We start from the raw sequence: 15,728 nt of genomic DNA on the forward strand, positions 1-15,728 counted from the left end.
CCGCGGGCTCAGCCCTTCGGCGCGAGCAGCAGCGTGTCGACGGTCGCGGCATCCACGGCATCCGTCGAGAACGACCAGGCGCGCTGCACGCCGGTCACCCAGTCCGCGGTCTGATCCGTGTAGTGATCGTCGAACGCGTGGCCGCTGGCGCCGGTGAGGTGGATCCAGCTCGACCGGTCGAAGTCCTCGAGGTCGACGACCATCCGCATCGATGGCACCGTCGTCGTCTCGTACGACTCGCCGAGCTCCCATCCGGTGGCGTTCACGACCGAGCCGCCGCCGCCGACGGCGTACGAGCCGCGGTTGAACAGCCACTCGATCGGTGCGATCCCTGACGACCCGAGGGTGTCGCTGCGCAGCGTCAGCGCGTGCAGCGTGCCCCAGTTCCAGCGCGCCGGCGTCTCGCCCTGCAGTGCGGCGAGCTCGTCGTACGCCTGCTCGGCCGACAGCTTCAGCATCGCGTCCATGCCGTCCACGTCGATCGCCTCGTTGACCCACAGCGGATCGGCTGGATCGTCGAGCATCGCCCCGACCACCGTGAACAGGCGGCTCTGGCTGCCCAGCGGCAGCGGGGACTCCCGGTGGGCGAAGATGTTCTGCGACAGGTTCGACCACAGCACGTTCGCGTACGCGGCGCCGGCGGACGAGGCGTTGTTCTGGGCATCCCAGGTGCGCAGCAGCGCGACCGCATCCTGCGGACCCTCGCCGTCGACCTCGATCGTGCCCATCACCGTGGCCAGCTGCTTGCCGATCCACATCTCGTTGTCCATCTGGATCTCGCGCATGTCCCGCGCGGTCAGCGGTGCGGCCGCCGCACGGCGCTCGATCAGGTGCGCGATGCGCGCGGCGCGGTACCCGTCGTCCCAGTCCCGGGTGAGGAAGTAGTCGTAGTCATCCGTGACGATCGCGTTGTTCGCGGTGACGATGTACCCGGATGCCGGGTTGTACGCCACCGGAAGCTCCTCGAACGGGATGTACCCGGTCCAGTCGTACGCGCTGTCCCATCCCGGCTGCGGCAGCCAGCCGTCGCCGGCGCCGCGCGTGGGCAGGCGCCCTGGTGTCTGGTAGCCGATGTTGCCCTCGGTGTCGGCGTAGATGAGGTTCTGCGCCGGGACATCGAAGAGCGACGCCGCGTAGCGGAACTCGTCGAAGTTCTGCGCGGTGGAGAGCGCGAAGATCGCGGTCGCGGCGGTTCCGGCATCCAGCGCCGTCCAGCGCAGGCTCACGGCGTACTCGCCGGCCGGCACCTCCGGCGCCCCGGCCAGCGGCAGCACGGCACCGCCGGTGCCGACGACCGGATCGTCGGCGACGCCGGTGAAGTCATCGGTCAGCCCCGAGATGATCGGTCCGTGCACGGTCTCGCGGATCGTCAGCGGCACGTCGGCGGCGCCGGCGACCTTGATCGTCTCCTCGCGGATCTCGAGCGGAACAAGCTGCCCGTCGCGCCAGTACGAGTCGCCGTCCACGCGCTCGACGTACAGATCGGTGACGTCGGTGGTGAGATTCGTGAATCCCCATGCGACCTGCGCATTGTGCCCGATCACGATGCCGGGGAGCCCGGAGAACGAGAATCCGCCCACATCGAACGGGCACTCCTCGGTGACCTCGGAGCACTTCAGCTGCACCTGGTACCAGACGCTCGGCAGCGAGGCGCCGAGGTGCGGATCGTTCGAGAGCAGCGGCATCCCGGTCTCCGTCAGCGAGCCGGACACGACCCACGAGTTCGATCCGACGCTCTCGCCGACGTCGCCGACGAGCAGACTCGCGGCTTCGATCACCGAGTCGGCCTGCTGCCAGTCGACGGTGGTGAGCGCGGCCTGCGCATCCGCCTCGTCATCGGTCGGAGCCGTGTAAGCGGCGGGCTCCGCATCCGTCTCGGTTCCGAGCGCCGGCACCGTGGAGATCTTGGGGACGATCACCGGGTTCTGCTCGAACGGGTACGCCGGGTACAGCTTCTCGAGCGTCGCCTGCGTGGCCTGCGCGTCCGACCCGTCGGCGCCCAGCTGGGAGGCGAGGAGCGCGCGCTCCGTCTCGTCCTCGATGTTGGTGCGGAGGTCCCAGGCCATGGCCTTCAGCCAGGCCACCGAGTCGGCCGGCTCCCACGGCTCTACCTCGTACTCCGGATTCTGGATGCCGAGCACGGCGTACTCCAGGCTGAGATCGGCGCCGCTGCGCGACGTGAGATACGCGTTCACGCCGTCCGCGTACGCCTGGTAGTAGCCGAGCGTGGTCTCATCCATCGCTGCGACCTCCTCCTCGGCGACCTCGCGCCAGCCGAGGGTGCGCAGGAACATGTCGGTCGCGACCTGGGACTCGCCGAACATCTCGGCGACCCGCCCGCTGGTCACGTGACGACGGAAGTCCATCTCGAAGAAGCGGTCCTGCGCGTGCACGAAACCCTGTGCGTAGAACAGGTCGCTCGAGCTGTCGGCCGTGATGGTCGGGATGCCCGACCCATCGCGCTGCACGCTCACCTGCGCGTCGAGACCGTCCAGCTCGACCGTCCCCGCGGTCTGCGGGAGCGAGCGACTGATCGTCCAGGCGACGAAGAAGCCCGCAGCGACGGCGATCACGACGATGGCCGCGACCACGATGAGCAGGATGGCGCCGATCCGGCGCCCGACCGAGCGGCGCGGCGCCGCGGACGTGGGCTCGTCTGTCGTCATCGTCAGAGGTTCCTTCGGGGTAGAGCGGTGAGACCCGGTCTCACCGGATCGGCGTGCGCGTGTCGGGTCACGTGCACCTCGGCATCCTAACCCGGCGGGAGCCCTCTCACGGACGATCGACGAACGTCAGCCGATCAGGCTCGGCTGCAGGTCGCGCAGGGTGCGGCGGTGGGTCATCCTCGTCACGCCGATCATCGCGAGCAGCAGGGCCGCGACGAGCCAGAGCGCGAGCACGGCGAGATCCCAGCCCGCGCGGGCGAGATTGCCGCCGTACATCAGCTGACGCATGGCATCGACGACGTAGCCGAGCGGCAGGACGTGGTGCAGCGCGGCCAGCGGTGCGGGCAGCGTCTGCCACGGGAACGTCCCGCCGGCGGTCACGAGCTGCATGACCATGAGGACGAGACCGAGGAACTGCCCGACCGACCCCAGCCAGACGTTCAGCGCGAGGATGATGGCCGCGAACGTCGCCGAGGCGAACACCAGCACTCCGAGCGTCCCGATCAGGTTGTCGAAATCGAACCCGAGCGTGAACGAGAGGATGCCCATGAGCCCGACCATCTGCAGCGCACCGAGGGCGGCAGGCGTGAGCCAACCGGCCAGCGTCACGCGGATCGGCGAGTGCAGGGCCGTGACAGCCCTCCGCGAGATCGGCTTCACGATCAGGAACAGCGCGTAGATGCCGATCCAGGCGGCCAGTGCGGCGAAGAACGGTGCGAGTCCTGCGCCGTAGTCCTCTGCCGAGGCGACCTTGTCGCTGGACACGGCCACCGGGTCGGCGATCGTGTCGGCCTGCGCCGTGCGCAGCTCAGGGGTAGATGCCGGGATCTGATCGACGCCGTCCTGCAGGCCGTCGCGCAGTTCGACCGTGCCGGCCGCAAGCGTGGAGAGTCCATCGCGCAGCTGGGCCGCGCCGTCGTTCGCCGAGGCTGCGCCGTCGGCGACTGTGCCGGCGCCAGTCGCCAGAGTCGATGCTCCGGAGGCGAGTTCTGCGGCACCGGCCGCGACGGACGCGGACCCTGCGGCGAGCTGATCGACCTTGTCGACGGCGCTCTGCACGGTGGCGTTGCCGTCCTGCAGGCGCTCGGCGAGCGGATCCAATCGGCTCAGCACCTGATCGATCTGCTCCTGGTCGAGGCCCTGCTCGGTCAGCACGGTCTGCAGATCGGTGCGCACCTGCGGCAGCGCGTCGGCCGCCTGCTGGACGGCCGAACCCGCGCGATCGGCGGTGTCGGCGAGCTGGCGGTTCCCGTCGCTGACCTGCTGGGCGCCGTCCGCGAGGGTGGCGGCGCCGCCGGACAGCGTGTCCGCCCCTGCGGCGAGCTGCGCGGTGCCGTCGGCGAGCTGGGCGGTGCCGTCGGCGAGGGCGGAGCTGCCGGATGCCGCTGAGGCCGAGCCGTCGACCAGCTGCGTGGCGCCGTCCGTTGCGGTGATCATGCCGTCGCGGACGTCGCTGAGGCCGGTGAGCAGCTTCTCGGCCGCCTCGCTGCCGACCATCTCGGCCACCGAGCTGCGGATCTTCTCGACCGCCTGCGTTCCCATCGACGAGGCGAGGTAGTTGTTCGCGTCGTTGGTCTCGAGTTCGATTCGCGCCTGGTGCGGATCGGTTCCGGATGCCGAGGTGAGCGACTCCGAGAAGTCGGTGGGGATCGTGACCGTGAAGTCGACGTCCCCGTCGTTCAGCGCCTGTGCCGCTTCCTCGGCGGTCATCTCCTGCCAGTCGAAGGCGTTGCCTTCGATGAGGCTCTCGGCGACGTCCGCGCCGTAGTGGGACGGTTCATCCGCCGTGCCTGCTCCGGTGTCCTCGACGACGAGTGCGACCGGCACCTCGGAGAACTTGCCGTACGGATCCTGGTTCGCCCAGAGGTACAGGCCGCCGTAGAGGATCGGGACGCACATCAGGGCGATCAGGGCGATGACGCCCATCCTGCTGGCGGTCAGCCGTCGCAGCTCGGCGGCGATCATGGCGGGGACCTTCATCGCGGGCCCTCCTCGTCGGTATCGTCGGTCTCGTCGACCTCTCGTCCGTCGGCCGGTTCCGGTGCTGCCGTTTCCCCTCGTTCGTCGAACGAGTCCGCGTCGATCGCGTCCCTTCGATCGTCGAGCGGGGCCGGCGCAGCCGCCCGAGTCGGAACGGGATGACCGCTGAGCTCCGCTTCTCCGTCGTGCGGGAGTCCCGATCCGTCTTCATCGTCGTCCTCGCTCGACGAGAGAGCGGACTCAGGATCCGACAGCCGGAGCGGCTCGATCGGGCCAGAGGCGTTGACGGCTCCGAGCTCCTGGATGCGCTCCAGGGCGATCGCGGCCGAGCCGCCCAGGATCACGAGCATCGCGATGCCGCGGTCGGCGAACTCGCCGGCGATGCGCCACCATCCGTCCGGGCTGCCCCCGTGCCGGTCGGGCGAGACGAGGACGATCGCCTCGACGCCCTGGCGCAGCACGGCGAGTTCGCACAGGATCCGCACGCGCGCGGCCGGATCCACGGTGCCGATCGGCGCCGAGGCCAGGTCGTCGTATCCGAGCCCGGCGAGCCAGCGACGCGCGTGCAGCGGGGTCGCGGAGTGTCCGGCGAACATGAGCTCCTCACCCACGACGCCCGCGAGCGCGATGCCGGGGTGCGGATCGCTGACGTCCGGTGCATCCACGAGCGCCACCGTGCGCCGCAGCGACCTGGCGCTCTCGGCGCCGTCGATCGTGACGCGGCCGGTTGCCGGCTTCATCCGCCCGCTCGCGATCAGGCCGAGCACGGTGGGCCGCTGCTCGGTCTCGGCGAGGGCGTAGCGGACGGCGCCGCTGTGGAACTCCAGGCTCGTGGTCGGCAGCGCCCGGCCCTTGCTCACCTCGTGCAGTGCGACTCTCATTCCGCGACCTCCGTCCGGATGATCTCCGCATGCGCGGTGAGCAGTTCGTCGGCTTCCCGCCAGGACAGTCCGGCGATGCTCAGCACCGACCGGATCGCGATGTTCGAGGCTTCGGTGCTGGCGGCATCCGTGCGCGAGACGACCGTGCGGGCCACCTCTTCGATGAGACGGGCAACGGTGGGGGCCGCGAGATCCGTGCGGAAACTGCCGTCCTCCTGCCCGCGGCGCACCAGGGCGGCGACGCTGCGACGCAGCGGCGCGAGCGCTTCGGCGGTATCGGCGACATGGGCTTCGTCGAGTGCGAGCGCGGCCGCGACCTGCACGTGCGCGGCCTCCTGCCACAGACGTCCGGCGAGGCGGGCGAGGGCGACTCGCGCGTCGGGGTCGTCGATCGAGGCGGCGATGGCGTTGAAGCGCTGCGCGCCGTTCGCGATGAGCTCGCGGATGAGCGCGTCACGGTCGTCGAAGTGGCCGTAGAGCGTGCGACGCGAGAGGCCGGCGCTGCGGGCGATGACATCGACGGAGGCGTAGGGGTCGTTCGCCAGTGTGTAGCGCGCCGCGTCCAGGATGCCGGCGCGGTTCTCGACGGCGTCGCGGCGGGGTGCACGGGAGGTCATGCCTCCAGGATACTTAACCTGCACATTAGTGTGCAAGATAGCCCGGTGGACTCACAGCATCCGAGCCGTGCCCTCGGCTGCCGGGCCGACTCCGTCCGTACAGGTGTACCCGGAGGATCCGGATCAGTCGGTGCCGGAGTCGAAGGCTGCGCCCTCGGATGCCGCATCCACCGCATCCGCCAGGGCCTCTTCGGTCTGGGCGAGTGTGGTGCCCGCGACCGAATCCGTGATCTCGTTCGCCTCGCCGGCCGTCACACGACCGACGAGCTCGCCCGTGGCACCGCCGACGAGGCCCAGGCCCGCGTACTGCTCGAGGCGCGCACGCGAGTCCGCGATGTCGAGGTTGCGCATCGTGAGCTGCCCGATGCGGTCGACCGGACCGAAGGCCGCATCGCCGACGCGCTCCATCGAGAGCTTCTCGGGACCGTAGGACAGGTTCGGCGAGACCGTGTCGATGATCGTCCAGTCGTCGCCGCGGCGCAGACGCACCGTGACCGAGCCCGAGATCGTGGATCCGACCCAGCGCTGGATCGACTCGCGCAGCATGAGCGACTGCGGCTCGAGCCAGCGTCCCTCGTACATGAGACGGCCGAGGCGTCGACCCTGCTCGTGGTATGTCGCCAGGGTGTCCTCGTTCAGGATGCCGTTGACCAGGCGCTCGTACGTGATGAACAGCAGAGCCATCGCCGGGGCCTCGTAGATGCCGCGCGACTTGGCCTCGATGATGCGGTTCTCGATCTGGTCGCTCATGCCGAGGCCGTGGCGTCCGCCGATCCTGTTAGCCTCGTCGACGAGCGCCACAGGGTCGGAGTACTCGACGCCGTTGATCGCGACGGGACGGCCGCCCTCGAACGTCACGGTGACGTCCTCGGTCTCGATCGCGACGGACGGATCCCAGAACTTCACGCCCATGATCGGGTCCACGGTCTCGAGCGACACGTCGAGGTGCTCGAGGGTCTTGGCTTCGTGCGTGGCACCCCAGATGTTGGCGTCCGTCGAGTACGCCTTCTCGGCGGAGTCGCGGTAGGGGAAGTCATGGGCGACGAGCCAGTCGCTCATCTCCTTGCGTCCGCCGAGCTCGGTGACGAAGTCGGCATCCAGCCAGGGCTTGTAGATGCGCAGACGCGGGTTCGCGAGCAGGCCGTAACGGTAGAACCGCTCGATGTCGTTGCCCTTGTAGGTGGAGCCGTCGCCCCAGATGTCGACGCCGTCCTCCTTCATGGCGCGCACGAGCAGTGTGCCAGTGACGGCGCGGCCGAGCGGCGTCGTGTTGAAGTACGTTTTGCCGCCGGAGCGGATGTGGAACGCGCCGCACGCGAGGGCGACGAAGCCCTCTTCGACCAGCGCGGTCTTGCAGTCGATCAGGCGCGACTTCTCGGCGCCGTACTCGAGCGCGCGGCCGGGGATCGACTCGATATCGTCCTCGTCGTACTGGCCGAGGTCGCCCGTGTAGGTGTAGGGGACGGCGCCCTTGTCGCGCATCCACGCGACGGCGACGGAGGTGTCGAGTCCTCCGGAGAAGGCGATGCCGACGCGCTCGCCGACGGGGAGGGACTGAAGGACCTTGGACATGGGTCCCAGTCTATCGGCGTGCGGCGTGTCGCCCGATCGGGCATGACGATCCCTCGTGCCGGACACGCCGAGCCGCACTCGACCCATCCGGCTTTTCGCACCAGAGTGAACTCTGGGAGGTGCGACATGGGCGAGGCGATCCTGTGGGGCGCGGTGGCGGCGGCGCCGCTTCTGGTCGGCGCCGTGCTGGCGACGCTGCGGAAGTGGCCGCCGAAGTGGCTGGGCATCGTCCTCGGATTCGGCGCCGGCGCCCTGATGGCGTCGATCGCGTTCGAGCTCTGGGAGGAGGGGCTCGACCTCGCGGGTCCGCTTCCGCTCGCGATCGGCGTCGCGGTCGGTGCGGCCTGCTACTACGTCGCGAACCGCATCGTCGAGAAGCGGGCGACCGCATCGGCTGGATCGCAGGGCGCCCCGCTCGCGGTCGGGGCGCTGCTCGACGGCATCCCCGAGCAGCTCGTGCTCGGCATCGGACTCGCGTCCGGCGAGGGTGTGAGCGTCGCGCTCGTCATCGCGATCCTCGTGTCGAATCTTCCGGAATCGATCGGCTCGGCATCCGACCTCCTCGAGAGCGGGATGAAGCGCACCCGCGTGCTCGGCCTGTGGGCCGGTGTCGCGGTGGTGTGCGCGCTGGCGACGGTCGCCGGCTTCGCTCTGGCGGATGCGGTGACGGCAGAGTTCCGTGCGGCCGCCAGCGGCTTCGCGGCCGGCGCCCTGCTCGTCATGCTCGTGGACTCGATGGTGCCGGATGCCCAGTCCAAGGCGAAGGACCTCACGGGGCTGGCCACGGTGCTGGGCTTCGCGGTCGCCGCGGGGCTCTCGCTCGCGAGCTGACCGTCAGTACCCCGGGTACTCTTCGAGCTTCTGCTCGAACTCGGCCCGATCGGCCTCGCTCAGCAGCTCGGGCGCGAGGAACAGGATCTGCAGCCCTTCGACCGGCTCGCCCGTGCGGGCCGCCTGCGCCTCGCGGGATGCCGTGAACTCGCCCGTCTCGTCGTGCGAGGTGTCTGAGATCGTCGCATAGAACCGTCGAGGTCCGGGATAGTCGTCGCTGTACCACTCCCAGGTGTCCTGGGTGCGCGGGTCGGCGGAGCCGTACAGCTTCTCGCGCATGGCGTCGTCGAGCCCGGATGTGGCGTCGTTCAGCGAGATGATCCCCCACATCTCGTGCTCGGTCAGCACCTCGTCGATCACGCTCATGACCTCGAGCTTGCGGTCGTAGTCCTGGATCGGCTCGTTCGTTCCCCACTTCTGCGAGGTGTACTGCACGAGCATGGATTCGCCGCCGTAGCCGTTGCGCTCCGGGCGCAGATCCTCGTCGCCCGCCGGGCTCCAGGTGTAGCCGAACTCCGCGCTCAGTCGCTCCTTGATGTCGGCGAGGGCCGCCTCGGACGATTCCCGCACCTCTTCGAGCGACGGCTGAGCCAGCACGTCCGCGTTCGACGTGCCCTTGACGCCAGGGTAGGCCTCCTCGTGCTTCTGCTCCTCGGTCTTGGCACCTTCGTAGCTTCCGGATGCCGAGGTCTGCACGGCTCCCATCGCGCCGACCGTCGCGGTGTTGAACAGCAGCGCGATCGACAGCGCGACCGCACCCAGTGTCCGCCCGCGCCTGGTCACGAGGGCCCAGACGGCGAGGCCGACGATGAGCAGCTGCAGCGCGAGCATCGTGACGCCGTAGATCGTGTCCGTGCCGCCGGCGAGGAACGTACCGAGCAGGATGACGGCGAATAGGATGCCGGCGATCAGCGCGATCCAGCCGATCGCGTTCGCCGGCTGCTTCGGGGCTTCCAGCGTCGCCACCGCGGTCTGGGCGGCGACAGCGGCCGGGTCGGGCGTCCGGCGCGCGCCGCGGTAACCGCCCGGTGGCGGCAGCGGTGGGGCGCCGTCGGAGTTCGTGACGTACCGGGCGCGCTGCTGATCCGGATCTACCATGGCCTGTCCGTCCCCGAGCCCGAACCGTCGCCGTCCTCGTTCTCCTGGCGCTCCTCGCGGCCCTGGTTCAGGCGGTCCTCGATGTCTCCGAGCTGATCGTCGCTGGGGCCTTCCTGCTCCGGCTGCTCCTGCGGCTCCTCGCCCTCGCCGCTGTCCTGCTGCTGCTCCTGCTGCTTCTGCTTGAGCCGCTCCTCGGTCTCGACGAGTGTGTCGCCCATGCTGCGCTCCGGGTCGGAGGACTGCTCGTCGGCCTCTGGGTCGCCGCACTCCGGAGGCGTCTCCAGCGTGACCGTGAGCGCCTCGGCGTACAGCTCGGCCGCGCCGGCGCCGTCGCCCTCGTCGCGCGCCGCGTCGCCCATCTGCTCGATCACGAGCGCGAGGTTGACGCGCACGCCGCAGACCTCGAGGCCGTGCGCGAGGGGTAGCGCCTCCTCGAACTTCGCGCGCGCTTCGGGGAGTTGCAGCGAACCGGCGAGCCCGACTCCGACGTTGAACGGCGCCTTGTACGGCTCGAACCAGTTCAGGAACTCCTGTCCCTGCCCTGCGCGGATCGTCCCCTCGTAGTCGCCGACGACGTACGAGGTGATCGACTGGTGCGCGAACGCGTACATGCTGAGCAGCTTGCCGGTGAACAGCAGCGCGGCGATCGTGAGCGGGAGGGTTCCGATCGCGATCCACTTCCGGATGCTGCGGCGCCGCCGGTTCGCGGCCAGCAGCGCGGCGGCGGCATCCGCCGTCGAGGGAGCGGGCGTGGGAGCTGGAGCGGTCACCGGTCACCTCCCTGGCGCACGGACAGGCCGCGCAGACGCGCCACGCGTGCTGTCGCGACGGCGAGCTCGACCGCGAGCAGGAGCACCATCACGGCCGCGGCGATCCAGTACAGCTCGATGACGTTGCCCACCTCGCCGGAATCGGCGTAGTTCGTGGTCGTCGTGGGTGCCTCCGGCAGGTCGATCGCGGCATCCGCTGTCCGGTGCTGGTACGGGATGCCGAGGTCGTCCGCGATCGTCTGCAGATTGCCCTCGTCGATCACCGACAGTGCGTCGGCACCCTGGTACTGGATGTACGAGCCGCCGGAGTCGCCGAGGGACGTGTCCCGCATGGGGCCGCCCTCGCCGCTGCCGTATCCGAGCACGGAACCGCCGTCGGTGAACTCGGCGCTCGCCGCGAACGATTCGGGTTCGGTGGACGCGGTCTGCTCGCCGTCGCCGAAGTAGAACACCATGCGCGCGCGATCCGGCGACGCGGATGCCGCGTTCTGCAGCGTGTCGGCCACCAGGGTGTTGGCGACGCCGATCGACGACCCCTGCGACTGCGACGTGACCTCCGGGCGCAGCACCTCCATGGCGGACGCGAGAGCCGTGGTGTCGGTGGTCAACGGCATCCGCAGATCGGCTGTCGCGTCGAACGTGACCAGGGCGAAGCGGGCGCCGGGGTACTCATCGATGATCGACTGCACGTCGGCGCGGACGCCGTTCAGGCGCGGCTCGTCGCCGTCCCAGTCCTCGGCCACGATGCTCGCGGTCGTGTCGACGACCAGCACGATGTCGGTGTCGGTCGCGAGGGTCTGGCTCGTCCCGCCCGGGATGCCGGGGCGCAGCAGCAGGGCGCAGCACGCCAGGACGAGGAGGAGTCGCCCGACCCAGAGCAGCCGGGCCCGCAGACCCGGCGCCTTGACCAGGCAGAGCACGGCGACCGCCGCGAGCGGGAGGCAGATCAGGGCGATCAGCCACGGGTTCAGAACGGGCTGGAAGATCACAGTCGCACCCTCCACAGCACCACGATGAGGCCGAGCACGGGGAGCACGAGCAGCACGATCCAGAGGTTCGGCTGATCGCTCCACACGACCTGCGCCTGCCCCTGGAGCTCGGTCGCCTCCTGCTCCTGCACCTGCGTGACAACGTCGTCGACCGTGGTGGTCTCGCGCAACCCGAAGGCCGCGCCGCCGGTGGCCTCGGCGGCGGCGATCAGCTCGGCGCTGGGTCCGGCGTCCTTGCCCTCGACCGGGTTGAGCGCGAACACGCGGATCTGCTGGGATGCCGCGTACGCCGCCGCCTCGTCGAGGGTGACGATCGACGCGCCGTTGACCTCGTTGTCCGTGGCGAGGATGATCGACCGGCTGCGTTCATCTCCCTCGTGGTCGAAGCCCATCGCGCAGGAGGTGAGCCCATCGCCGATGAGCGAGGCGCCTGGGCCGTTGAGCGTGCCGACCCAGTGCTCCGGCACGTCCTGGGCATAGTCGAAGCTCTCGCGGATGCGCTGCAGATGCTCGCGGACGAAGTCGTAGTCGTCCGTCAGCGGAAAGATCTGCACGGCCGAGCTGTTGAAGATCGTCAGCCCGATGCGCTCGCCCTCGAAATCGTCGAGCAGCTCCTCGAAGACCGTCAGCACCTCGACGTCGACGTCGCTCATGGAACCGGAGACGTCAAGGCACAGCATGATGTCGCGGCTGGTGTTGACGGGCTGGATGGTCTGCGACGACATGGGCCTGGCCGCGACGACGCCGGCCAGCAGCACCGTCACCGAGGCGAGCGCGAGGAGGCCGGCGAGCGCCATGGCGCGCCGCCGCACGGCCTGTCGGAACGACGGCAGAGTGCGCAGTCGCTCGGCGCGGGCGATCGGAGCGGCGTCGGCCGCGGCATCCGCTCGGCGACGGCGGAAGCCGACCAGGAGCCCGATGACGACGCCCGCCAGCGCGGCGACGAGGGCGCCGATGAGCATCCAGAGGTTCGCTAGTTCCATGCCGTCACCACCGTTCGCGCGGCGGCGAGGCCCGCGGCCGGGTCGATCGCCGGGCCGCGGCGGAACACGCTCGGGTAGTAGTGCCGGTGCAGGGCATCGATGAGAGCCGGGTGGACGCCGAGGGCGATGAGATCGTCGAGTGCGAGCACGGGGGCCTCGACGCCGCTGTACTCGTTGACGAACGCGCGCACCGTGCGGCTGAGCTCGAGATTGGTGCGCTTGGCGTCGAACTCGCCGCTCGCGTACGACGCCTCGATCCGATCGATCTGCTGCAGGTACTCGGTGCGCAGCACCGCGAGCACCTCCTCGGTCCGCGTCGGCCCGAGCGGGGCAGCGCCGGGGATCTCCAGGCGGCGCCGCGGCCGGGTGAGGGCGACGACGAGCCAGGCCGCCAGGATCAGCAGGCCCAGGATGCCGAGGGCGAGCAGCATCCAACCCCAGCCGTACTGGGCGGGAGGGTAGAGCTCGTCAGAACCGGACATTGGCCCTCCGGTTCAGCATGCGCAGGAGGTCGGTGACGGCGTCGTCCTGCGTGTTCAGGTCGACGCGGCTGATCTCGAGCCGGTCGAGGAGCTGGTCGCGGCGGGCGGCATCCGCGGCGGCGCTCGCCGTCAGCTCGCGCACGATCGCCTCGTCGCCCTGGACGAAGTCCGGCACCTGCCAGCGGCTGTACACATCGGCGCGCACGCGTCCTGTGGTGTGATCGAGCACCGGATCGGCGTCGCGCAGCGCGATCCACAGCACGTCGTGCTGCACGCGCAATCGGCGCAGCAGCCGTTCGGTCTCGTCGGTCACCGGCGCCTCATCCGTGATGACGACGAGGATCATGCGCCGCGAGACGGTCCTGGCGACGTAGCTCAGCAGGCCGTCCCTGTCGCTGGGCGCCGAGCTGACGTCGACGGCGTGGTCGATGCGCCGGAGCGCGTGCTCGAGGGCCCCTTCGCTGCGCGCCGGTGCCATCCGACGGATGCCGGACGCGTCGCCGTGCACGACCGTGAAGTCGTCGCCGTGACGCAGCGACAGGATGCCGAGTGCTCCGGTCGCGAGGATCGCGAGTTCCTTCTTCGGCCGCTCGTCGTGCGCGAGCGCGGTCATGCCTCGTCCGGTGTCGACGACGAACATCACGGTGTGCATCCGCAGCGCCCTGTGGCGCTTGACCAGCGGCGTGCCCTGCTTCGCGGTGGCGCGCCAGTCGATGTCGCGCACCTGATCGCCGTACTCGTAGGCGCGCAGATCCTCGAAGTCGTGGCTGCGTCCGCGCATGAGCGACGCATACGCGCCGTCGAGCGCGTGCATCGACTTCTGCGACGAGTGGATGAAGAGCTTCGCCCTCACCCGCGTGATCAGGCTGGTCATGCGCTACGGGGTCGGCACCGCGGCGAAGATCTGGTCGATGATGTCCTCGCTGCGCACGCCCTCGGCATCCGCTTCGAACGTCAGCAGCACGCGGTGGCGCAGGACGAGATGGCGGAGCGTGCGGATGTCCTCGGGAACGACGTGCGTGCGTCCCATGAGCAGGGCGAGGGCTCTGGAGGCCTGCAGGAACGCGATCGAGGCTCGGGGGCTCGCGCCGTACTTGATGAGGCGGGCGCGCTCCTCGCCGATGTACGGGCCGGGGTTCCGCGTGACGTACGCGAGCTGGACGATGTAGTTGCGGATCGACGCGTCCACGTACACGCGGCTCGCGATGTCCTGCAGCTGCTCGATGTCGGCGAGCGAGACCGCGCTGCCGACATGACGGTCGGGGTCGAGCACGCCGGAGTCGATGCGGTTGAGGATCTCGAACTCCTCGGCGGGGCTCGGGTACTCGACGATCTCCTTGAGGAGGAAGCGGTCCATCTGCGCCTCGGGGAGCTCGTACGTGCCCTCCTGCTCGATGGGGTTCTGCGTCGCGATGACGAGGAATGGCCGAGGGAGGTGGTGCACCTCGCCGCCGATCGTGGTCTGGTGCTCCTGCATCGCCTCGAGCATGGCCGACTGCGTCTTGGCGCTGGAGCGGTTGATCTCGTCGAGCAGCACGAAGTTCGCGTGCACGGGGCCGAGCACGGTGCGGAAGGATCCGGTCGCGGCGTCGTAGATCTGGTTGCCGGTGATGTCGCTGGGAAGCAGATCAGGGGTGCACTGGATGCGCTTGAACTGCGCGCGGACCGTGTCGGCGAGCGTGCTGGCCGCCGTGGTCTTCGCGAGGCCGGGGACGCTCTCGAGCAGGATGTGCCCGCCCGCGATGAGCGAGATCAGCAGGCTCAGGCGCAACCGCTCCTGGCCGACCATCTTCGCGGAGTACGCGTCGGAGATGACCCGCAGGACCTCGGTCGCGTGCGCGAGTTCGGCATCCGTGGTCTGCGGCTTCCCCGATTTCCCAGAGTTCGCGCCCGAACTCCCTGAGCTCCCCAGTGAGCTCCCTGAGCCTGTCGAAGGGGGCATCGGCGGAGGAGGCGGGACCGCCGGGCCGCCGTTCGACGCGGGGTAGGGCTGGTTCATCTCGGTCTCCTCGCTCGCACCCGGGAGACACGTCGATGCCGTCCCCCGGGAAACAGCGTAACCCGCGGGTAGGGAAGGAGTCCGGCGGCCGACGTTCACGCGAACGGGGGATTCGCGCATGGGGGAGGGGGGGAACGTCGGCCGCCGAGTCTGGGGGGAGCGCTGGGTCAGCGGCTCCAGCCGTCGTCATCGCGACGGTCGTCATCATCGCCGTGGCGATGGTCATGGCGGTCGTCACCGCGGTCACGGCGGTCGTCGCCACGGTCACGGCGGTCGTCGCCGCGATCGTCGTCGCGACGATCGTCGTCATCGCCGCCGCGCCAGCCGTCTTCGCCGTCCTCGTCGCCGTCGGACGGGCTGTGCGGCTCGGGGTTGACGCGCGTCGGGCCGTTGTCGCCGTGATCGCGATCCGACTGATCGTCGTCGTCCGGCGTCGTCACGGGCGGGGCGACCGGTGTCGGTTCGGTGTACGCCTCGTATCCGTCGGAATCGTCCTCCTCCGGAACCTGCGGGGCCGGCGGAGGCACCGGCACGGCGGTGGCCACGGGCGTCTGCGCGGGAGTGCGGAGCGCTGTGCTCCGCTCGAGCGCTGGTTCGTCGGCTGCGACGACGTCGGTCACGACGCCTCCGGGGATCACCACGCTGGTCGAATCCGTGCTCGACGTGCCGAACGCGGATGCCACGGCTGGTGCAGTCACGACAGCCAGGCCGAGCGCACCGGCGACGGCAGTCGTCACCAGGGTCTTCCTGTTCATCGTTTCCTCCCCAGGCCGCGCTGAAGCGCTGCGTCTCGAATACCAGGATGCAGGACGCACCTAACAGCCGGGGTAAAGGAACATGAAAGCTCTTTTAGATCCGGA

Annotated in this window: 14 protein-coding genes; 1 reads left to right on the top strand and 13 read right to left on the bottom strand. The window is 69.7% G+C overall.

All coding sequences use genetic code 11. From position 1 onward, the window contains the following. Window positions 1-8 precede the first annotated feature (8 nt). The 5 genes from ACWAT3_RS09890 to argG all read right to left on the bottom strand — a co-directional run bounded on the left by ACWAT3_RS09890 (window position 9) and on the right by argG (window position 7,716). Window positions 9-2,666: a penicillin acylase family protein gene (locus tag ACWAT3_RS09890; protein ID WP_460798023.1), complete on the bottom strand. Its 2,658-nt coding sequence runs from the start codon at window positions 2,664-2,666 to the stop codon at window positions 9-11. 126 nt (window positions 2,667-2,792) lie between these two features. After that, a complete protein-coding gene (locus tag ACWAT3_RS09895; protein WP_460798025.1) occupies window positions 2,793-4,646 on the bottom strand; it encodes a YhgE/Pip family protein in 1,854 nt (617 codons plus the stop codon). Continuing rightward, window positions 4,643-5,527 carry a hypothetical protein gene (locus ACWAT3_RS09900; protein WP_460798027.1) on the bottom strand — a complete coding sequence of 295 codons (885 nt, stop codon included), beginning with the start codon at window positions 5,525-5,527 and terminating at the stop codon, window positions 4,643-4,645. Before ACWAT3_RS09900 ends, ACWAT3_RS09895 begins: the two co-directional genes overlap by 4 nt. Then, window positions 5,524-6,144: a TetR/AcrR family transcriptional regulator gene (locus ACWAT3_RS09905; RefSeq protein ID WP_460798028.1), complete on the bottom strand. Its 621-nt coding sequence runs from the start codon at window positions 6,142-6,144 to the stop codon at window positions 5,524-5,526. The genes ACWAT3_RS09900 and ACWAT3_RS09905 overlap by 4 nt, the downstream gene beginning before the upstream one ends. A gap of 123 nt (window positions 6,145-6,267) precedes the next feature. Further along, entirely contained in the window at window positions 6,268-7,716 is a 1,449-nt protein-coding gene (gene argG, locus ACWAT3_RS09910; protein WP_460798030.1) for an argininosuccinate synthase, read from the bottom strand. A 126-nt stretch (window positions 7,717-7,842) separates the two neighbouring features. Between argG and ACWAT3_RS09915 the strand changes: the two genes are divergently transcribed. Next, window positions 7,843-8,547, top strand: coding sequence for a ZIP family metal transporter (locus tag ACWAT3_RS09915; protein WP_460798032.1), 705 nt, complete (start codon window positions 7,843-7,845; stop codon window positions 8,545-8,547). Window positions 8,548-8,550: 3 nt separating this feature from the next. On the opposite strand, the gene ACWAT3_RS09920 is transcribed toward ACWAT3_RS09915, so the two are convergent. The 8 genes from ACWAT3_RS09920 to ACWAT3_RS09955 form a co-directional block, all read right to left on the bottom strand. After that, window positions 8,551-9,645, bottom strand: coding sequence for a hypothetical protein (locus ACWAT3_RS09920; protein WP_460798033.1), 1,095 nt, complete (start codon window positions 9,643-9,645; stop codon window positions 8,551-8,553). Beyond that, entirely contained in the window at window positions 9,639-10,415 is a 777-nt protein-coding gene (locus ACWAT3_RS09925) for a hypothetical protein (RefSeq protein ID WP_460798035.1), read from the bottom strand. Before ACWAT3_RS09925 ends, ACWAT3_RS09920 begins: the two co-directional genes overlap by 7 nt. Next, window positions 10,412-11,419, bottom strand: a complete 1,008-nt coding sequence (locus tag ACWAT3_RS09930; protein ID WP_460798036.1) for a vWA domain-containing protein — start codon at window positions 11,417-11,419, stop codon at window positions 10,412-10,414. Before ACWAT3_RS09930 ends, ACWAT3_RS09925 begins: the two co-directional genes overlap by 4 nt. Continuing rightward, window positions 11,401-12,387, bottom strand: a complete 987-nt coding sequence (locus ACWAT3_RS09935) for a VWA domain-containing protein (RefSeq protein WP_460798038.1) — start codon at window positions 12,385-12,387, stop codon at window positions 11,401-11,403. The genes ACWAT3_RS09930 and ACWAT3_RS09935 overlap by 19 nt, the downstream gene beginning before the upstream one ends. Continuing rightward, window positions 12,378-12,869, bottom strand: coding sequence for a hypothetical protein (locus ACWAT3_RS09940; protein WP_460798040.1), 492 nt, complete (start codon window positions 12,867-12,869; stop codon window positions 12,378-12,380). The genes ACWAT3_RS09935 and ACWAT3_RS09940 overlap by 10 nt, the downstream gene beginning before the upstream one ends. Continuing rightward, complete coding sequence (locus tag ACWAT3_RS09945; protein ID WP_460798042.1) at window positions 12,856-13,743, bottom strand: DUF58 domain-containing protein; 888 nt, start codon at window positions 13,741-13,743, stop codon at window positions 12,856-12,858. The genes ACWAT3_RS09940 and ACWAT3_RS09945 overlap by 14 nt, the downstream gene beginning before the upstream one ends. A 3-nt stretch (window positions 13,744-13,746) precedes the next feature. Next, the gene (locus tag ACWAT3_RS09950; protein ID WP_460798044.1) at window positions 13,747-14,811 is read right to left on the bottom strand and encodes an AAA family ATPase; all 1,065 of its coding nucleotides are present in this window, start codon (window positions 14,809-14,811) and stop codon (window positions 13,747-13,749) included. A 224-nt stretch (window positions 14,812-15,035) separates the two neighbouring features. Beyond that, window positions 15,036-15,623 carry a hypothetical protein gene (locus ACWAT3_RS09955; protein WP_460798046.1) on the bottom strand — a complete coding sequence of 196 codons (588 nt, stop codon included), beginning with the start codon at window positions 15,621-15,623 and terminating at the stop codon, window positions 15,036-15,038. Window positions 15,624-15,728: the final 105 nt, after the last annotated feature.

This window comes from Microbacterium sp. GXF0217 (assembly GCF_054798195.1).